The following is a 17,696-nucleotide window of genomic DNA, read 5'->3' as shown; positions in this document are numbered from 1 at the left end:
TTTATAACGCGCCATGGAAATTCTTGTCTAGGAGCCGTTACAAATGACCGAGCTGACGGCCCGCAAGCTCCTGCTGGACCTGGTGACAGCCCGCCCGCACACCAGGTTCTCGATCTCGGCGCTGTGCCGCGCCGGCGAGATCGTGGGACTGAGCGGGCCGAGCATCCGCATGGCCGCGACGCGGTTGAACGAGGAGGGAGTGCTGGACCGCGACGGCCGCGGCACCTACACGCCGCATCCCGACCGGCTGCGCACGTACCCGCACGTCGAGCACTGGGAGGACCGGCACCTGTCCGTCGTTCCGTGGAGCGGACGCTGGGTCGCGGTCGAGAACTCCGCCACCGCCCGCACCGACCGCGCGACCCTGCGCCACCACGAGCGCGCGCTGCACCTCCTGGGATTCCGGGCCTGGCGCGGCGCGCTCCACGTACGCCCCGACAACCTCCGCGACGGCGTCGACGGGCTCCGCCGGACCCTGGGGAACACCGGCATGGCTCCGGGAGCCGCCGTGTTCGGGATCGATCAGCTCGATCCGGCGACCGACCGTGAGCTGCGACGGCTCTGGGACACCGGCGAGCTCGTCGCGCGACTCGACCGGACGGCGGACGAGCTCACCAAGAGCCGCGACCACCTCGGCACACTGAGCGCCGAGGAGTTCGCACGCGAGTCGCTCCTCCTCGGCAGCCGGGCGATCGCGACGATCGTGCACGACCCCCTGCTGCCCGCGGAACTCTGCGACCCCGAGCCCCATCGACGGCTGGTCGCGCTGACCAGGTCCTACCAGGAGACGGCCCAGACCGTCTGGGGACGACTGCTCGGCCTCGACGAACAGGACTGAGCACCCCGGCGAAAAGCCACCTCTCCTCGGTGACCGGGCAGGCTGAGGGGTTGAGCGCGGTGGTGATGGCGGCGAACCAGGCCGGCGCCGCGCATAACTGGCGGACGTCAGCAGCCGCCGGCCAAGCGACTGACGAGGGCATCAGTCGAGGGACAGCCCGGCGGCCGGAGTCACCCGAGCGGCCCGGCGCGCCGGGAGAACAGCGGCGAGGAGTCCGGCCAGGGCGGCGATGAGGACGACGACGCCGAGTGACAGCCAGGGGACGTGCATGGTGGCGTCGCTGAGCGCCCGCGTCACGAGCGTCTCGTAGCCGACCCAGGCGAACCCGACGCCGATCACGGTGCCGAGCAGGGTGGCCACCACCGACAGCAGCACCGCCTCGGTCGCCAGCATCCACCGCAGCTGCCTGCGGGTGAGCCCGAGCGCACGCAGCATCGCGTGCTCGCGGGCGCGTTCGAGTACGGAGAGTCCCAGGGTGTTCGCGATCCCGATCAGGGCGATCACGACGGCGATGCCGAGCAGGCCGAGCGCTGACCAGGTGTAAATTTCCAGCTGTTGGTCCAGCGACTCCCAGGTCCGCAACCCGTTCTCGATCGTCGCGCCAACCGGATCCGCCAGCTCGTCCAGGTCACCGCCAAGTCGAGCCGGGTCGGCGCCGGAGGAGGCGCGGATCCAGATGGCATGTGGCTCGGGGGCGTCGGTGAGCGTCGCCAGCGTCTCGGGCGCGACCACGCCCACCGGGCCCCAGCCGGTGCCGACGGCGACCTGCAACTGGGCTCGCCGGTCGCCGACGCGCACCGTGACCCGGTCACCGGGCCGGAGACTCAGGTCCTTGCCGAAGACCTCGGAATCGATTCCGATCTTCCCCGGCTCCACCCGGGCGAACGTCCCGCCGTCGCGGGCCACGTGCTCCGCGGCCGGCGCGGTGACAACCGGGATCGGTTTGTCGAGCCCGGCCACTCGGGCCACGGCGCCGTCCACTGAAATGGCCTGCTCCACACCGGGAGTGCGACGTACCCGGTTGAGGAGCTCGGTGGTGACCGGCCCCTCGGGCGAGGTGAGCGCGACATCGATGGGGTGGTCCCTACCGATCTGCTCATCCAACGCCGAACGCCACGTGGCCATCCCGGTGAGCACGGCGGTCGTCAGGGTGACGCCGACCAGCAAGGAGGCAGTGGTGGTGGCGGTCTGCCGCGGATTGCGTACAGCGTTCTTGGTCGCCAGCCGCCCGGCAGGGCCGAGCAGCGCGCCGGTGATCCGGACCAGGCGGGGGACGAGCACCGGCCCGAAGAGGAGTACGCCGGCGAACACCGATCCTCCGCCTGCCACCATGAACGCCGTACTGTCCTGGACCATCGCCACCCCGAGCAGGGCCGGCCCGGCAACCAGGAGGATCGCGGCAAGCGCGAGCCGCACCAGGCCGGTGGCCGTGTGTACGTCGACCGCGGCATCCGGGCGAAGCGCCGCCAGCGGGTGCACCCGGACCACACGCCGGGTCGGCAACCAGGACGCGACCATGGTGACCACCAGGCCGGCGGCGAACCCTCCCAGTAGCCAGAGCGTGGGCAGCTCGGCGGCGCCCATCGGGGCGGTGGGCGCGAGGGCGTTGATCAGGGCGATCAGCCCATAGCCGAGACCGGCGCCGACCAGTGTCCCGGTCAGCGACGCGAGCACCCCGACGGCGGCCGCCTCGCGGCGTATCGAACGCACCACCTGCCGCCGGGTCGCGCCGATGCAGCGCAGCAGTGCGAAGTCGCGAAGTCGTTGCGCGAAGAGGATGGAGAACGTGTTCGCGATGACCAGGACCGAGACGAAGAGCGCGATGCCGGCGAACAACAGCAGCATCACCGACAAGCTGTCCACCCTGTTCTGGACATTGGTCAGCCGCTCCGCGGCGAACCCCTCCGGCGACTGCGCCTTCGCGCCTTCCGGGAGCCGGCCTACCTCCCCGCGCACCGCCACCGTGCCCAGATGGAGGTGGTCGCGCCACTGCAGCAACTGCGGCCAGGTGACGTACACCGAGGCCTGAGCCGAGGGCGAGGGCGACTCCACGAGACCGACCACTCGTACGTCGCGCGCGGCGGCGCCCTCGCCGATCCGAACCCGATCGCCGACCGCGACCTTCTCGGCCAAGGCGTAGTACACGTCCACCACCGCCTCGCCCGTGCGTGCGGGGAAGCGACCCGAGCTGAGCTCCTGCCAGCACCACTCCTCCGAGGTGGCGATCGGCCCAACGGCCGTTTCGGAGAGCCGCCGGCCGCCCGCGCGCGCCGGCAGCATCGCCCGGCCGATCGCGAATGCGTTCTCTCCGTGCCGCTCGGCGAATGCGATCACGACCTCCCGGTCCAGCTCGGACGATGGCCACCCCACCGGCGAGACCACGTGGTCGGCATTGCGGTACGGCGCCCCCAAGCCGTTCATGAGTCCGCTAACTGCCCCGGACGTGAGCACGCCGACCACGACGACGAAAGCGACTCCGACGATGACCGCGATCGCCGCTGCGACGTACCTGCGGATGTGGGTGCGCAGCGACGCGAGAAAGACGGTACGCATCAGGCGATCCGCCCGTCCTGCATGGTGACCACGTAGTCGGCGTACGTCGCCGCGTCCCGCTCGTGGGTGACCATCACGACGGTCTGGCCGAGTTCGCGCGCCGACCGGCGCAGGTGATCCAGCACCTCCGCCGACGTGGTGCTGTCCAGGTTTCCGGTGGGCTCGTCGGCGAACAGCAGATCCGGCTCGGTGATCAGGGCCCGGGCGATCGCGACCCGCTGCTGCTGACCGCCGGACAGCTCCGCGGGGCGGTGGCCGAGCCGGTCGGCCACGCCGAGGGTGTCGGCGAGCATGCGCGCGCGCTCCCGTGCCGCGTCGTCGATCCGGCGACCGCCCAGCTCAAGCGGGAGCACGATGTTCTCGCCCGCGGTGAGCATCGGCAGCAGGTTGAACGACTGGAACACGAAGCCGATGTGCTCGCGGCGGAAGATCGTGAGCGCGTCGTCATCGAGTGATCCGAGGTCGGTGCCCGCCACGGTGACGGTGCCGCCGCTGGGCTGGTCGAGTCCGGCCAGGCAGTGCATCAGCGTGGACTTGCCCGACCCGCTCGGTCCCATGATCGCGGTGAACCTGCCTCGTGGGAGGTCGAAGTCGATGCCGCGCAGGGCACGCACCTGGGCATCACCGTGGCCGTAGGTCTTGGTCAGGTTCCGCGCGCCGGCGGCCACGGTTTCCTGCGCGCCTTGCCGGGTGGTGATCGTCATGCCGCCAGTCAAGGCGGCGCGGTGTTGTCAGCACGTATGTGGTTTTCGATATGCCGACGAAATGCTCCGGCTCCTAGCATCGAGAGCATGCGTGTGTTGATCGTCGAGGACGAGCCCTACCTGGCAGAAGCCATCCGCGACGGCCTACGCCTGGCGGCGATCGCCGCCGACATCGCCGGCGACGGTCACACCGCTCTGGAACTGCTGGGCACCAACGCCTACGACATCGCCGTCCTCGACCGCGACATCCCCGGCCCCTCAGGCGACGAGATCGCCAAACGCATCGTCGCCTCCGGCAGCGGCATGCCCATCCTCATGCTCACCGCTGCCGACCGGCTCGACGACAAGGCCTCCGGGTTCGGACTCGGCGCCGACGACTACCTCACGAAGCCCTTCGAACTCCGAGAACTCGTGCTCCGTCTCAGAGCACTCGACCGCAGGCGCGCCCACAACAGACCACCCGTACGAGAGATCGCCGGCCTGCGTCTGGATCCGTTCCGCCGCGAGGTCTTCCGCGACGGCCGCTACGTCGCACTCACCCGGAAACAGTTCGCCGTGCTCGAAGTCCTCATCGCCGCCGAAGGCGGTGTCGTCAGCGCCGAAGAACTCCTGGAGCGAGCGTGGGACGAGAACGCCGACCCCTTCACCAACGCCGTACGCATCACTGTCTCGGCGCTGCGCAAACGGCTCGGCGAACCCGGGATCATCGCCACCGTGGCCGGCGTCGGCTACCGCATCGACACAGCACTCGGCACCGGTGAGGGAGGAGGCCGTGGCTAGGGAGTGTCTGACAAATGCTGCCCGTAGCGAGCGCGGATCCAGGTGGATGCATCGCAAGGCGGAGGAGGAGGCCGTAGCGGAGCCTACGGCCGACGACGACAACGCAGCGAGGCGCCGTCTGGGCCGCGCGCAGCAGGGCTTGATTTGTCAGACACGACCTAGAGCGCCTGGTTTGAGCGTTCGCCTCAAACTCACCCTCAGCTATGCCGGGTTCCTCATGCTTGCCGGTGCCTTGCTCCTCGCGGCCGTGTGGGTGTTCCTCCTGTCCTACGTGCCCGACAGTGCGCGCGGCCTTCTCGGCGTGGCGCCCAACCGCCGCGTCCTCCTGCGTACCTTCGCGCCGGCGGCAGCCGCGGTGTTGGCGTTCCTGCTGGTGTTCGGTCTCGTGGGAGGGTGGATTCTCGCCGGCCGCATGCTCGCCCCGCTGACCCGCATCGCCGACGCCACACGCAGGGCCGCGAACGGATCCCTCTCCCACCGGATCCAGTTGGAGGGCCGCACAGACGAGTTCAGCGAACTCGCCGACGCCTTCGACGCCATGCTCGCACGGCTCGAAGCACACGTCGCCGAACAGCAGAGATTCGCGGCCAACGCCTCCCACGAACTGCGCACCCCACTGGCGATCTCGCAGTCACTTCTCGACGTGGCCCGCAATGATCCGGCACACGACCATGGCGAACTCGTCGACCGTCTTCACGCCGTCAACGCCCGTGCGATCGACCTCACTGAGGCGCTACTCGTGCTAAGCCGCGCTGACCAGAGGTCCTTCACCCGAGAATGTGTCGACCTGTCCCTACTCGTCGAAGAGGCCATCGAAACACTGCTCCCGCTCGCCGAGAAACGTGGTGTCACCATCGATACCTCCGGTGACATCACCCCGGCCATCGGGTCGCACGCGCTCCTGCTGCAGATGACGACGAACCTTGTGCACAACGCGATCGTGCACAACCTGCCCGAACAGGGCACCGTGTGGATCAAGACCAGCGTCCACCCCGAGACCGTGGTACTCACTGTCGAAAACAGCGGCGAGAAGCTGTCTTCACAGTTGGTCTCGACACTCACCGAACCGTTTCAGCGCGGCACCGGACGAATACGCAACGACCACGCAGGCGTCGGCCTCGGCCTGGCAATCGTCAAGAGCATCACCCGAGTACACGACGGATCCCTCACTGTCGTCCCGCGCCCTGCGGGCGGGCTCCATATCGTCGTCCGGCTGCCCGCCCCACCACCGCATGCCGCCAAATAGTCAGGTACCGCACAACGTGGTCGCGTACGGCCACAGAACCGGACGAGCCCCACCGACCATCCCCGGCTTCGATTACCAGCGAGTCCCGGCCGCTGTGCCGAGTGCTCCGGTGACGGACCGAAAAATCCGTCGCCGGAGCGGCCGGGCGTGAATAGGGTTGCCGGATGCCCGACGCGATCTTCAGCCATCCCCGCCTCGCACTCGTGTACGACGCTTTCGACGGAGACCGCGACGATCTGGCGGCGTACCTCGCCATCGCCGACGAGCTGGGCGCGGAGCGTGTGCTCGATGTCGGATGCGGGACGGGGAGCCTGGCGCTCCTGCTCGCCGACGGCGGCCGCACGGTCGTGGGGGTCGATCCGGCCGAGGCGTCGCTTGAGGTCGCGAGGGCGAAGGATCCGGCCGGCAGGATCACCTGGATTCACGGCGACGCCACGACCGTTCCGGCCCTCGACGCCGACCTCGCGGTGATGACCGGCAACGTGGCGCAGGTCTTTCTCACCGACGACGACTGGGCACGGACCCTCCAGGGCGTCCACGCCGCGCTGCGCCCGGGTGGTCACCTCGTCTTCGAGACCAGGCGTCCCGAGCGCCGGGCGTGGGAGGACTGGGCCGCCGACACCGCTCCGGTCACCCTCGACGTCCCGGGGGCCGGATCGGTGGAGCAGCGTCTTGAGGTCACCGACGTGAGCCTGCCGTTCGTCTCCTTCCGCCACACCTACCGGTTCCTGGCGGACGGCGCCGTCGTCACCTCGGACTCGACCCTCCGGTTCCGCGACCGCGACGAGGTGGAGACGAGCCTGGCCGCAGGCGGTTACCGGGTGGTGGACGTGCGAGAAGCCCCTGACCGGCCGGGTCGCGAGTTCGTGTTCGTCGCGGAGCGCGCGTCCTGAAGCCGTCCGGCTTACCCCCTCGCGGGCGCCCAGGGACGGCCGATTCCTTCAAGACACCGGCCTCCTCGCCGAGGCAGGCTGCAGGCATGAACGTCGACCTTTCCGCGGCGGACGCCTTCATGGCCGCGCACGCGCGCGTCCTGGACCGCCGCCGCTTCGAGCTGCTGCTGAACCGAACGGACCCCGCCGCCGCGCTGGCCGCCCTGGACGGCTACCGCAACCCCGACGGCGGATACGGCTGGGGCCTGGAACCCGACCTCCGCTCGCCGGGGAGCCAGCCCGGGGCCGCGCTGCACGCCTTCGAGGTGTTCGAGGACGTCGCACCGGTCATCGCCCCGCACGCCTCCGCGCTGTGCGACTGGCTGGAGTCGGTCTCCCTGCCCGACGGGGGCCTGCCGTTCGCGCTGCCCCTGACCGTCACGGCGGGCACGGCCCCCTGGTGGAGGGAGGCCGACCCCTCGGTGTCGGCACCGCAGACCACCGCCGTGACCGCGGCCGCGGCCTGGCGCGTCGCCGCCCACGACCCCGCCCTGGCCGCGCATCCCTGGCTGGAGCGGGCCACCCGCTACTGCCTGCGCGCGATCGAGGCGATCGACCGCGCCCCCTTGGCGTACGTGCTGCTCTTCGCGGTGCATTTCCTGGACGCCGTGTACGACACCCACCCCGAGGCGGCCGATCTCCTGCGGCGGCTGGGCAAGTACGTCCCCGCCGACGGACGGGTGCGCGTCGAGGGCGGCACGGAGCAGGAGATGGTGCGCCCGCTCGACTTCGCCCCCTACCCCGACCGGCCGGCGCGTGATCTGTTCGACCCGGCGGTGATCTCGGCGGATCTCGACCGCCTGGCCGCCCTCCAGCAGGACGACGGCGGCTGGATCGTCGACTACGCCACGATCTCTCCGGCGGGCTCCCTGGACTGGCGCGGCCACACCACCGTCCGGGCCGTCGACATCCTGCGCCGCAACGGCAGGCTCTGAGTGGGCGCCCGGTAGAGCGCTCCCGTCAGGACGTGGACCGGCTGAGACTCTCGATGCGCAGGCCGTCGAGGAGCGCCTGGAGCCCGGTCTCGAAGATGTTGTCGAGGTCGAAGTCGTAGCCTTCCGCGCCGAGTCCCGTGATCGTCTTGGTGAACATGGGGTACCGGCCGGAGGTGACGAAGGCGCTCATCGTCCGTCCCTGGGTGTCGAGCCACTGGTCGCTGGACAGCCCGGTGGCCGCCATCGCCTGCGTCTCCCGTTCGATGTGCACGGCGAGCCCCTGCACGTGGGCGTAGATCAGGACCTCGATCGTGAGCATGGCCTCGGGCGCGAGCCCGAGGCCGTCCAGCGCGCGCAACAGCTGCTCGCCGTGCCGGAGCAGTCCGGGCAGCGGAAGGGGACGGTCGAGCGGAGTCAGGTTGGGCAGCCACGGATGCCTCCGGTAGATCTGCCACAGCGTGCGCGCGACCGTCTCAAGCCGCTCCCGCCTGCTGAGCGTGCCGGCCGGGTAGCGCCCTTCGCCGTAGGCGAGATCGGCCATGCCGAAGACCAGCTCGTCCCTGCCTCGCACGTGCCGGTGGACCGCCGCCGCCGCGACACCGAGGCGCGCGGCCACCGCTCGGATGGTCACCGCGCCCAGCCCTTCGGCATCGGCGATCGCGGCCCCCTCGCGCACGATCCCCTCGCGCGTCAGCTCCACCGGCCCGGCGCGCCGTCGCGGCCGGCTCCGCGTGGCGGCCACCACCGTCGCCGACCTCGGCCTGGCCTCCACGAGGCCCTCTTCCTTGAGTACGGCGAGCGCCCGCGCCGCGGTGGCCAGCGCGACCGTGAAGTCACGGGCGACCGCGCGGGTCGAGGGCACCTTGTCGCCGGGGGCGAGTTCGCCTGAGTGAATGCGCCGCCGGAGCTCGGCCGCGATCCGCAGGTACGGGGACTCCATCGATCTGTCCTAGTACAGATAAGGCGGGAGACGGGCGGATCTGTTCTAGCACAGTTGGGCGCCGCGCGGCGGACGGGGATACCAAGGACTCATGGCTTCCATCCTGATCTCCGGTGCGAGCGTCGCCGGACCCGCGCTCGCGTACTTCCTCAGCCGGCACGGCTTCACCGTCACCGTGGTCGAACGCGCCCCCGCCCCGCGCCCCGGCGGGCAGGCGATCGACGTACGCGGCGTCGCGCTCACGGTCGCCGAGCGCCTGGGAATCCTCGCCGATCTGCAGCGGTGCCGTACCCACATGAAGGGCATGTCCATGCTGGACGGCGACGGCAACGAGCTGTGGCGGTCCACGGAGGTGGCGCTGTCCAGCGGCCGGCTCGACAGTGAGGACGTGGAGGTGCTCCGCGACGACCTCTCCGGCCTCCTCTACGACAGGACGCGCCAGGACGTCGAGTACGTCTTCGGGGACTCCATCACCTCGATCGTCCAGGACGAGCACGGCGTGCACGTCACCTTCGAACGCTCGGCTCCGCGCACCTTCGACCTATTGGTCGGCGCGGACGGCCTGCACTCGATCGTGCGCAGGCTCGCCTTCGGCCCGGAGCGGGACTTCGTCCGTCACCTCGGGACCTACGTGTCGATCTTCTCCATGGAGAACTACCTGGGCCTGGAGGACTGGCAGACCTGGTTCAACGACGGCACGGTGGGCGGCGTCATCTATCCCGTGCGCGGCAACGCCGAACTCCGCGTCAACATCGGCTTCCAGAGCGAGGACCCGGTCGAGTACGACCACCGCGACATCCAGGCGCAGAGGCGGCTCGTGGCCGAGCGACTCGCGCACGCGCGCTGGGAGGTGCCCCGGCTGGTCAAGGCGATGTGGAGCGCGCCGGACTTCTACTTCGACTCGATGGCCCAGGTGCACATGGACCGCTGGTCGGCCGGCCGGGTGACGCTGCTCGGCGACGCGGGCTACTGCGCCTCACCGCTGTCCGGGCAGGGCACCAGCCTGGCGCTGATCGGCGCGTACGTCCTGGCCGCCGAGCTTGCCAGGTCCGGGTACGAAACCGCGTTCGCCGCCTACGAGGCTCGGATGCGGCCGTTCGTCGAGCTCAACCAGGCGCTGATCGAGCAGAACCGCGAGCACATGGAGCAGAACCCGGAGGGCGAGAGCCCGCTGGACGACGTCAAGAACGCGATCGAGCTCCCGGAGCTGTGAGAAGCCGGGCGGGCGGGACCCGGCGCCGTCCGAACTGAGGAGCCGGGTGGCCGCCGGTCATGCTGGTGCTGTTCGGACCTCAGCCGCTCGCACTGGCAAGCGGCGCGGCCGTGATCGAACATGTCCCGTACCGGATCATCTACTTGGCCGCTGCGGTCGTCCTGCTCGGCACCGCGATCGGCCTGTGGGCACGAGGGGACCGGCGGGAAGACCCCTATCGGTAGCCCTCATACCTGGAGAGGTCCTCGTTGGTGCCAACCAGCCGGAACACTTGTCCTCCCGGGGCTTGAAAGTACAGGTGCGGATCCGGCACCTCGAGTACTTTGACGCCGAAGTCGGCAATTTCCTGCCGCATTTTCGGCTCTTCGAGCTTGATCGGGGAGGTCCGCCGCGCATCTCGGTAGGCGATCACGGTGAGTGACGACCGAGGTGTAGGCCGACCCCGGATATGCGAAGCCCGCGGCTCTTGTGGATCATGACTGTTGTCTAGGCAGCCGATCTTCAAGAAACCACGGGCGTGCACAACACTACAGAGATCTCCTCGAACGCGACACTCCTGCTGGGCCTGGAAGGCCTGGCGGTCACGGCGGTGGAGCGCGGCGACGATGGCCATCGCGTGGCCCACGTGGTCACCGACGATGAGGCCGCACGGGCCTGCCCGACATGCGGGGTACTTTCGACGCAGGTCAAGCAGCGCGTGGTCACCTCGCCGCGTGACCTGTGCGTGGGTGGCGAGCCGATCACGCTGCTGTGGCACAAGCGCCGCTGGATCTGCCGGGAGACGTTGTGCCCACGCGGGTCGTTCACCGAGCAGATCGCGCAGGTCAGTGCCGGGATGCGGACGACGGCCCGGCTGCGCCGCGCATGCGGGCGGGCGGTGGCCGATGGCGGGCGTACGGTGGCCCAGGCCGCCCGCGACCATCGCGTGTCCTGGCCGGTGGCGATGCGCGAGATGCGCGCCTACGCCGCACAGGTGCTTCCCGAGCAGCCCAAGCCGACGGAGGCGATCGGGATCGATGAGATCCGCCGGGGCCGTCCCCGCTGGGAACTCGACCCGGCCACCGGGAAATATCGGCTTGTCGCGGACCGATGGCACGTCGGGTTCACCGACCTTTCGGGCGGTCAAGGGCTGCTCGGTCAGGTCGAGGGCCGCGTCTCGACGGCGGTCGCCACGTGGCTGACCGCCCGCCCCGCCGAGTGGAGAAACGCCGTCACGCACGTGGCGATCGACATGTGCACCGTGTTCCGGTCGGCGATCCGTACCGCATTGCCCCACGCCGTCATCGTCGTCGACCACTTCCACCTGGTGCAGCTGGCCAACACCAAGCTCGCCGAACTGCGACGACGGCTGACGTGGAAGATGCGCGGACGCCGCGGCCGGGCAGGCGACCCGGAGTTCGACCACCGCAGGCTGCTGCGCTCCAACAGCGAGGACCTGACCGACCAGCAGCGCTCCGACCTGGAGCGTGACCTGAAGCGGACCGGCACCTACGGCAAGCACATCCTGGCCGGCTGGCGCGCCAAGGAGAAACTGCGCCGCCTGCTCGCCCTGGCCCGGACCAACCCGGCCCGATCACAGATCAGCCACCGCCTGCATGCCTTCTACGTCTGGTGCGCCGACCACGCCTACCTGCCCGAACTCGTCACCCTCGCCGAGACCATCGCCGCCTGGTGGCCACAGATCGAGGCGTTCCTCCTCACCGGCATCACCAACGCCAAGAGCGAGGGCACCAACCGGGTGATCAAGCTCGAAGCGCGCTGCGCCTACGGCTTCCGCAACACGAGCAACCAACGCCTTCGATCACGCTGCGCAACCACTCGCGCGAGCCGGAGTCGAACCATCCCCGCCTAAATTCGTAGACCCGCATTTTCGCAACGTCCTCCGCCTTCAGCTCCAGGAAGATCGCCTTCAAGAAGTCGTCATCGCTCAGGGCATCCTCCGCGGCATAGGTCACACCTTTGTCCGCCTCGCGCCCGTCACCGCTTTCGTAGAGAAACGCAATATAGAACCCGTCTCCTATTCGAAAGTCGTCCTTGTCGTCGAACTCCCTGGTGAGTTCACAGCCCAGGACATCGCGGTAAAACTTCCGAATTCTGTCCCGTTCCGTCCGGCGCACTCGAAGCGCCGAATGGTTCCCAAAGATTACCTTTGTCATGATCCCGCACTCTCCTGCATGCGGCGGGCGTTGTCTGCGCTACTGCCGCGCGGCATACCGCGGCCAAGCTCGACGTACTGACGCAAGCTCTCAAGGAAGTGATCCCAGCCGCGCGTGCACTGCTCGATGCACTCCAGCTCCTGGGTCAGACCCTGGTGGCGGAACTGGAGTTCGGACGCGTCGCCACCGACCGGGGTGATGGTGAAGGTCGGACGCGTATCAACCCAGTCAGGGAGAAAGTCGCACGAGATGACGGTCCATTGCACCGAAAACGGCCGCGTCGCCTCATCGACATACATCACGCACGGTTCGGCAGGATCGAAGGAAAACTGGAGTTCGCCGCCGGTGTCGCCGGATCCCGTGGCATCCGTCCACCAAGCGGTCAGGCCGGAGGGGATAGTGATGGCGTCGAACAGCTTGTCCGGATGCGCCTGGACGCGGATCGTCTTCTGATAGTCCCCGTTCGCCTTCGCGTTCGTTGCGGGGGGTTGTTCGGTATTCGTCATTGGATTGATTCCTTTCCGGCACGTTTCACCCGCGATGATCGGGCCTACTCGATTTTCGATCGCAGCGCCTGGATCGACTCGGCGATCGTCTTGATGCGACGTAGGCGTGCGTCCCACGCCGCGCCGACCGAGGCCAGTTGCTCGACGGCGCGGGAGAACTGCGCTTCGTTGACGACGTAACGCACCTCGCGGCCGTCCTTGCGGGGCACGACCAGTTCGGCGCGCTCCAGGACACCCAGATGCTTCGCGACCGCCTGGCGCGTCACCGGCAGATGGCCACTCAGGCTCGTCGCCGTGCCGGAGCCGTCGGCGAGCAGCAGGTCCAGCAGGCGACGCCGGGTCGGGTCACCGATGGCCGCCCACAGCTCGTCGTCGATCGTCGGGGTCACGACCGCACCAGGCCCGCCGCGTACGCCGCCAGGTTCGGGAGGTGCTGGTCCCAGCCGGCACAGTGGCTGCGGTAATGCGCCTCGAGCTGTGCGGCCTCCCAGCCGATCTCCCGGAAGCCGGCCTCGGTCAGGCGCAACAGGGTCCCACCGTTGGCAGGCACCAGCTCGAACATCACGAGGAACGAGTTCTGCGGCGTCGCCTGCTGATCCTCTGGGTGAACCCAGCGGAAGACGAATCGCCGCGGCGCGTCCGCCTCGACGACGTGGATCGGCACGACGAGCGTGCCGACACCGTCCCGCCGCTGCTTGGTCATCCGCCCGTCGCCGCCCGGCACGGCCGGGAACGACGCGTCAAAGCCCCACCATTGCACAATGTGCTCAGGCTTCGTGATGACCTCGTAGACCACGTCGGGAGTGGCGTCGATGTGGATCTCGCGCGCTATGGCGCCGTACTCCATGGCCCCTCCTCCGACCAGCAACCATTGGTTGCACTTTAGGTCACGGCGCCCTGACACGCAACCATCGGTTGCTGCGAGTCGGCACACCTCTGACCACCGATGGCGCTCGGCACGCCGCGCAGCGATGATCAACCTATTCCAAGATCCTTTTTGTTAGGAGTTCTTAAAGGGCGGCGCAAGGCGGCTGAAAGGCCCCCGGCCTATCACTGAGGAACACCGACGCCGAGGAGCCCCCCATGAGCAGCCTCTTACCGTTCTCCCGCACGCCACGGCGACTCGTCCGCGACAGCTCCGTGGCACGCCGCCGACGGATCGCCGTCGCCGTGACCGGTGCCCTCCTGTCGAGCCTGACCGGCGCCGTTTCTCTGGCACAGCCGGCGGCCGCCGCGGCCCCGGCGCTGAAAGGCGCCGGAACCTGCGCGAACATCGACATGATCTACCGGCCCGCGTCCGCGTTCCCCGACACCGTTCGGGGACGTTTCGACTTCAGGATGCAGACGAACACAATCGAGTTGGCGGTTCTGTGTCTGGTCAACGCCGAACGGACCGCCATGCAACCGCTGACGCGACCCATCGGGCTGGGCAAAGGGACCCTCACACTCGGCGCCGCCGCGGCCCGACACGCCGCGGACGCCGTCGCCCTTCGCTGGTGGGGAAATGTGGAGCCGGGTAAGAACTGCCTCCCCATGAAGGGCGACCCCACCATGTGCGATCCGCACATCAATCCGGAAACCGGCTCGACCCCGCTCAGCCGGGCCCAGGCGGTGGGCTACGGCCGCCGCTGCGCCTCGTTCTCCGTCGCCGAGAACGCCTACGTGGGGTGGGGGTCCGCTTACGTCACGCCGCGCGCGGCCGTCACGTGGTGGATGAACAGCAAGACGCACCGCGACAACATCCTCAACCCGGCTTTCACCGTGATGTACGCCAAGACCGCCCTGGGGAGCGCGGATCCGGCCGCCGGGTCCATCACTCCCGCGGTGACGTACGTGCAGATGTTCGGCCGCTGCACCTGAACGCCGTCGTCCTTCCTGTCGAGTCGCCCGGGGGCGGAGCGTGCCGGCACGCTCCGCCCCCGGCCTCGATCAGGGTGAACCTGCGGAGTCCGTCGTCAGAAGCGGAGCCAGGTGGCTCCCGTCCGCTGCTGGGACACGCCCGGCTTGGAGTAGTCGCACACCCCGCGAGGGAAGATCGTCCGCAGCCGGTCCCATTGCTCGCCGGTCCACGTCACCGCGTAGCCGTCGCGCCTCGGCGGGGCCAGCCGGCAGGTGATGATGTCGGCGGTGACGTCCTCCCCTGCCACCTCCCGGGGGAAGGACGCGGTCGGATACATCCGCTCACAGGCGCTCGCCGGGTCCCGGACCAGGGACTCAGCCACGAAGCGTGGTTCCGCGTCGCGGGTGTTGCAGCCCTCGACCAGGGTGGCCGGCCGGGCGGCGACGATCCGCGTGATCTGCTTCCCGCCCGGGCGCATGCCGTCGAGGTTGGTCAGCCAGTGGTCCATCTGGGTCACCGCGTGCCGCACCAACGGGCTCTCGGTGCTGAACAGCCCGTATCGGGCGTCCTCCAGCAGGCTGACGTGGTTGGCCGCGGTGCCGTTGGCCTCCCTCAGCCGTTCCCGTACGGAGAACGTGTGGTAGCGGACGTGGATGTCGCCCCAGGACACGTCGTCCCAGTACGAGCGGTAGTCGATGATCGGTATCGCGGCCAGCCCACGGCCGCCGCTCGTCACCCGTCCGGTGTGGTAGGCGATCCGCGTGGCCTCCGGGTCGGCCTCGGTCCGCCGCGGCACGACGTCGGCGTCGGCGTCGAGGCCGCCGACACGTTCGTTGAGGTCGAGGAACTGTTCCGGCGTGATGTGCCCGTCGTTCAGGGCGCCGAGCCCGTACTGGATGCCGACGTTGCCCAGTGGTCTGCGGGCGAAACCGGTGGCCGGGTCGGCGCCGTACACGTTGATCGCGTGGTCGTACACGCCGCAGCGGACGCCGGTCGGGTTGGCGGCCGGGTCGTACCGCAGCTGTTCCGGCACGATCTCGCAGTTTTGCCGCGGGTCGATCCGGGAGGCGCCCCGTGACATGGCGGACACCATGGCGGCGGTGGCGAAGCCGGACGCCCGGCGCTTCTGCTCGTCTGTCCACGGGACCGTCGCTCCCGTGGTGAAGTACGTGTCGAGCAGCCGCGCGTCGGTGAGGAAGTTGACCGTGCTGATGCCGACGTCGGGGAACGAGCAGCCCACGACGATGCCGTCGAAGATGCCCGGGTAGTTGTCGGCGATCTGGTGAGCCTGGTACGACCCGCCGGAGCAGCCGTAGCCGATCGCGTGCTCCACCGGGCCGTGTCTCTCGACGAACAGCTCCTTCGTCATCATCGCCGACTCGGCCGCGACGACGTCGTTGCAGTTGTTCTCGAACACGTTCAGCGAGGACGACATCAGCGCGAACCCGCGGCCGAGCAGGAAGGGGTCGGTGACGGTGCCGGTGCTGCTACCCGACCGGTACCACCCGCCCGCGCAGCCGCCGCCGAGGGTGAACACGGCCCGGCCGTTCCAGCCGGCGGGGCGCACGGTGGGAGACGGCTCCGGTTCGGCCAGCGGGTCGTGCAGCATGGTCATCTGGGCCACCGCGCGGTTGGCGCCGGCCGTCTCCATCCGGACGATGAACGGGACCGTGACGCCGAGCGAGTTCGTCGTGGTGGCCAGGTCGGCGGGGTACGCGGTCGCGTCGGCCGGCCAGCGCCGGTACGCGCCGGCCGACGATCGATAGAAGTAGTCGACCCTGGCCTTGATCGCGCAGTTCGCGTCGAGCGGCTCACCGAGGGTCCCGCCGATCACCGGGATCTGGAACGCCGCGGTCTCGCAGGCGAACGGCTGCTGGTGCGGGCCGGAGAACACCGGGCCGTGCGCCGGATAATTGACCAGCGTGATCGAGCCACGCGGCCGACGCGGGACCTGCGCGGTCACCTCGACCGTGTTCCGCCCCTCCCGCAGGCCGGTCACCAGCCCGACCAGCTCGTCGGCACCCGGTCCGTTCCGGAAGGCCGGCGTGACATCGGTCCGGCCGTTCAATGTCACGCGCAGGCTCTCGCGTGGAACGGCGCGCGGCAGGTCGATCCGGAGCAGCGAGTCGCCCCGGGTCACCATGTCGGCTCTGCCGGAGATCGCGGTGATCCGCAGCTCCCCCGGCCCCGCCTTGTCCGGCGCGGCGGTCACGGTGATCGTGACGGTCGCGGTCGACCGCTTGTCGCCGTCGCCGACCTCGTACGTGAACGTGTCCACGCCGGCGTACCCGCGGTCCGGGCGGTAGCGGAACGCGCCGTCCGGGGAGGTCGTCAGGACGCCGTGGGACGGCTGAAACCAGGCCGCCACCGTGGGGGTGACGCCGTCGGGGAAGGGGTCGTTGCCGAGCACGCCGGGCGCGTCAACCGTCAGTTCGGTCGCCTCCGGCGTGGTGTAGAAGTCGTCGGCGGCTGTGGCCTGCGGCGTGGGCGGCCCCTCACCGGGCGCCCGGACGACCACCTCGTACACGCGGGCCGCGTCCGTGCTGTGCCGCGACTTCTTGGTGATCACCAGGCGAAGCGCACTTGCCACGATGTCGGTGGTGAACGTGACCACCGGCTTGGTGTTGTCGGTCGCCGTGCCGACCGCCACCCAGCCGGCGTCGGTCCGGGCCTCGACGGCGAAGTCCACGAGAACCGTGTCGGCGAAGGGGGTGGGCCAGCCGGAGCCGCTGTATATCCCGACCGTCCCGACCCGGGTCTCGGCCGGAAAGGTGATCGTCAGCGTGGGGGTGGCGTCGCTCGTCGACGACATCCAGCGTGAGGACTCCGCGCACGCGCCGTCGATGGCGTTCTTCGCGCCGTAGGCCGAGCTGTAGGTCGAGGACGCCGTGACGGTCGCCCCCATCGCTCGATGGCCCGTGCATTCGATGTCCTGCGCCTGGGCGGTCTCGGCGGACAGTGGCGCGGCCGTCAGGGAACTCGCTGTCAGCACGGCGGCGGTGGACAGCGCGATTATCGAGGACTTCACGATCTTCCTCGCGATCACGACATCT

The 17,696-nt window shown here is 69.4% G+C and carries 16 protein-coding genes; 9 read left to right on the top strand and 7 right to left on the bottom strand.

The window, feature by feature from the left end:
* The first annotated feature begins 43 nt into the window (after positions 1 to 43).
* The gene (locus ACQP1V_RS18690; protein ID WP_433424733.1) at positions 44 to 838 is read left to right on the top strand and encodes a hypothetical protein; all 795 of its coding nucleotides are present in this window, start codon (positions 44 to 46) and stop codon (positions 836 to 838) included.
* A 141-nt stretch (positions 839 to 979) separates the two neighbouring features.
* On the opposite strand, the gene ACQP1V_RS18685 is transcribed toward ACQP1V_RS18690, so the two are convergent.
* Complete coding sequence (locus ACQP1V_RS18685; RefSeq protein ID WP_433424730.1) at positions 980 to 3,391, bottom strand: ABC transporter permease; 2,412 nt, start codon at positions 3,389 to 3,391, stop codon at positions 980 to 982.
* A complete protein-coding gene (locus ACQP1V_RS18680; protein WP_433424728.1) occupies positions 3,391 to 4,095 on the bottom strand; it encodes an ABC transporter ATP-binding protein in 705 nt (234 codons plus the stop codon). Before ACQP1V_RS18680 ends, ACQP1V_RS18685 begins: the two co-directional genes overlap by 1 nt.
* A gap of 87 nt (positions 4,096 to 4,182) precedes the next feature.
* Here ACQP1V_RS18680 and ACQP1V_RS18675 point away from each other — a divergent pair, with 87 nt between their 5' ends.
* The 4 genes from ACQP1V_RS18675 to ACQP1V_RS18660 all read left to right on the top strand — a co-directional run bounded on the left by ACQP1V_RS18675 (position 4,183) and on the right by ACQP1V_RS18660 (position 7,988).
* Positions 4,183 to 4,875 carry a response regulator transcription factor gene (locus tag ACQP1V_RS18675; RefSeq protein ID WP_433424726.1) on the top strand — a complete coding sequence of 231 codons (693 nt, stop codon included), beginning with the start codon at positions 4,183 to 4,185 and terminating at the stop codon, positions 4,873 to 4,875.
* A gap of 46 nt (positions 4,876 to 4,921) precedes the next feature.
* A complete protein-coding gene (locus ACQP1V_RS18670) occupies positions 4,922 to 6,121 on the top strand; it encodes a sensor histidine kinase (protein WP_433424724.1) in 1,200 nt (399 codons plus the stop codon).
* A 164-nt stretch (positions 6,122 to 6,285) separates the two neighbouring features.
* Entirely contained in the window at positions 6,286 to 7,014 is a 729-nt protein-coding gene (locus tag ACQP1V_RS18665; RefSeq protein WP_433424721.1) for a class I SAM-dependent methyltransferase, read from the top strand.
* Positions 7,015 to 7,100: 86 nt separating this feature from the next.
* Entirely contained in the window at positions 7,101 to 7,988 is an 888-nt protein-coding gene (locus ACQP1V_RS18660; protein ID WP_433424718.1) for a hypothetical protein, read from the top strand.
* Positions 7,989 to 8,013: 25 nt separating this feature from the next.
* Here ACQP1V_RS18660 and ACQP1V_RS18655 read toward each other — a convergent pair whose 3' ends face one another.
* Complete coding sequence (locus tag ACQP1V_RS18655; RefSeq protein ID WP_433424715.1) at positions 8,014 to 8,928, bottom strand: GntR family transcriptional regulator; 915 nt, start codon at positions 8,926 to 8,928, stop codon at positions 8,014 to 8,016.
* Positions 8,929 to 9,019: 91 nt separating this feature from the next.
* On the opposite strand from ACQP1V_RS18655, the gene ACQP1V_RS18650 reads away from it, so the two are divergent.
* From ACQP1V_RS18650 to ACQP1V_RS18640, 3 genes are all read left to right on the top strand, one after another.
* Positions 9,020 to 10,141, top strand: coding sequence for an FAD-dependent monooxygenase (locus tag ACQP1V_RS18650; protein ID WP_433424713.1), 1,122 nt, complete (start codon positions 9,020 to 9,022; stop codon positions 10,139 to 10,141).
* Between the two features lie 59 nt (positions 10,142 to 10,200).
* Positions 10,201 to 10,365, top strand: a complete 165-nt coding sequence (locus tag ACQP1V_RS18645) for a hypothetical protein (protein ID WP_433424711.1) — start codon at positions 10,201 to 10,203, stop codon at positions 10,363 to 10,365.
* Between the two features lie 293 nt (positions 10,366 to 10,658).
* The gene (locus ACQP1V_RS18640) at positions 10,659 to 11,993 is read left to right on the top strand and encodes an ISL3 family transposase (RefSeq protein WP_433421412.1); all 1,335 of its coding nucleotides are present in this window, start codon (positions 10,659 to 10,661) and stop codon (positions 11,991 to 11,993) included.
* Between the two features lie 300 nt (positions 11,994 to 12,293).
* Here ACQP1V_RS18640 and ACQP1V_RS18635 read toward each other — a convergent pair whose 3' ends face one another.
* The 3 genes from ACQP1V_RS18635 to ACQP1V_RS18625 are packed head-to-tail and all read right to left on the bottom strand — an operon-like array spanning position 12,294 to position 13,650.
* A complete protein-coding gene (locus ACQP1V_RS18635; protein ID WP_433424708.1) occupies positions 12,294 to 12,803 on the bottom strand; it encodes an SRPBCC family protein in 510 nt (169 codons plus the stop codon).
* Positions 12,804 to 12,847: 44 nt separating this feature from the next.
* Complete coding sequence (locus ACQP1V_RS18630; RefSeq protein ID WP_387410611.1) at positions 12,848 to 13,192, bottom strand: ArsR/SmtB family transcription factor; 345 nt, start codon at positions 13,190 to 13,192, stop codon at positions 12,848 to 12,850.
* Positions 13,189 to 13,650, bottom strand: a complete 462-nt coding sequence (locus tag ACQP1V_RS18625) for an SRPBCC domain-containing protein (protein WP_433424704.1) — start codon at positions 13,648 to 13,650, stop codon at positions 13,189 to 13,191. Before ACQP1V_RS18625 ends, ACQP1V_RS18630 begins: the two co-directional genes overlap by 4 nt.
* A 236-nt stretch (positions 13,651 to 13,886) precedes the next feature.
* Here ACQP1V_RS18625 and ACQP1V_RS18620 point away from each other — a divergent pair, with 236 nt between their 5' ends.
* Complete coding sequence (locus tag ACQP1V_RS18620; RefSeq protein ID WP_433424702.1) at positions 13,887 to 14,663, top strand: CAP domain-containing protein; 777 nt, start codon at positions 13,887 to 13,889, stop codon at positions 14,661 to 14,663.
* Positions 14,664 to 14,758: 95 nt separating this feature from the next.
* Here ACQP1V_RS18620 and ACQP1V_RS18615 read toward each other — a convergent pair whose 3' ends face one another.
* A complete protein-coding gene (locus ACQP1V_RS18615) occupies positions 14,759 to 17,689 on the bottom strand; it encodes a DUF6351 family protein (RefSeq protein WP_433424699.1) in 2,931 nt (976 codons plus the stop codon).
* Between the last annotated feature and the right edge of the window lie 7 nt (positions 17,690 to 17,696).

It is taken from the genome of Microtetraspora malaysiensis (assembly GCF_050947145.1).
In the GTDB taxonomy this organism is placed as follows: domain Bacteria; phylum Actinomycetota; class Actinomycetes; order Streptosporangiales; family Streptosporangiaceae; genus Microtetraspora_A; species Microtetraspora_A malaysiensis.
This window is presented reverse-complemented; position numbering and strand designations above follow the sequence as displayed.

Coding starts and splice junctions, on each gene's coding strand:
- ACQP1V_RS18670 (WP_433424724.1), top strand. CDS start 4,922: ATGCATCGCAAGGCGGAGGAGGAGGCCGTAGCGGAGCCTACGGCCGAC.
- ACQP1V_RS18675 (WP_433424726.1), top strand. CDS start 4,183: ATGCGTGTGTTGATCGTCGAGGACGAGCCCTACCTGGCAGAAGCCATC.
- ACQP1V_RS18660 (WP_433424718.1), top strand. CDS start 7,101: ATGAACGTCGACCTTTCCGCGGCGGACGCCTTCATGGCCGCGCACGCG.
- ACQP1V_RS18625 (WP_433424704.1), bottom strand. CDS start 13,650: ATGGAGTACGGCGCCATAGCGCGCGAGATCCACATCGACGCCACTCCC.
- ACQP1V_RS18635 (WP_433424708.1), bottom strand. CDS start 12,803: ATGACGAATACCGAACAACCCCCCGCAACGAACGCGAAGGCGAACGGG.
- ACQP1V_RS18665 (WP_433424721.1), top strand. CDS start 6,286: ATGCCCGACGCGATCTTCAGCCATCCCCGCCTCGCACTCGTGTACGAC.
- ACQP1V_RS18655 (WP_433424715.1), bottom strand. CDS start 8,928: ATGGAGTCCCCGTACCTGCGGATCGCGGCCGAGCTCCGGCGGCGCATT.
- ACQP1V_RS18645 (WP_433424711.1), top strand. CDS start 10,201: ATGCTGGTGCTGTTCGGACCTCAGCCGCTCGCACTGGCAAGCGGCGCG.
- ACQP1V_RS18650 (WP_433424713.1), top strand. CDS start 9,020: ATGGCTTCCATCCTGATCTCCGGTGCGAGCGTCGCCGGACCCGCGCTC.
- ACQP1V_RS18690 (WP_433424733.1), top strand. CDS start 44: ATGACCGAGCTGACGGCCCGCAAGCTCCTGCTGGACCTGGTGACAGCC.
- ACQP1V_RS18685 (WP_433424730.1), bottom strand. CDS start 3,391: ATGCGTACCGTCTTTCTCGCGTCGCTGCGCACCCACATCCGCAGGTAC.
- ACQP1V_RS18680 (WP_433424728.1), bottom strand. CDS start 4,095: ATGACGATCACCACCCGGCAAGGCGCGCAGGAAACCGTGGCCGCCGGC.
- ACQP1V_RS18620 (WP_433424702.1), top strand. CDS start 13,887: ATGAGCAGCCTCTTACCGTTCTCCCGCACGCCACGGCGACTCGTCCGC.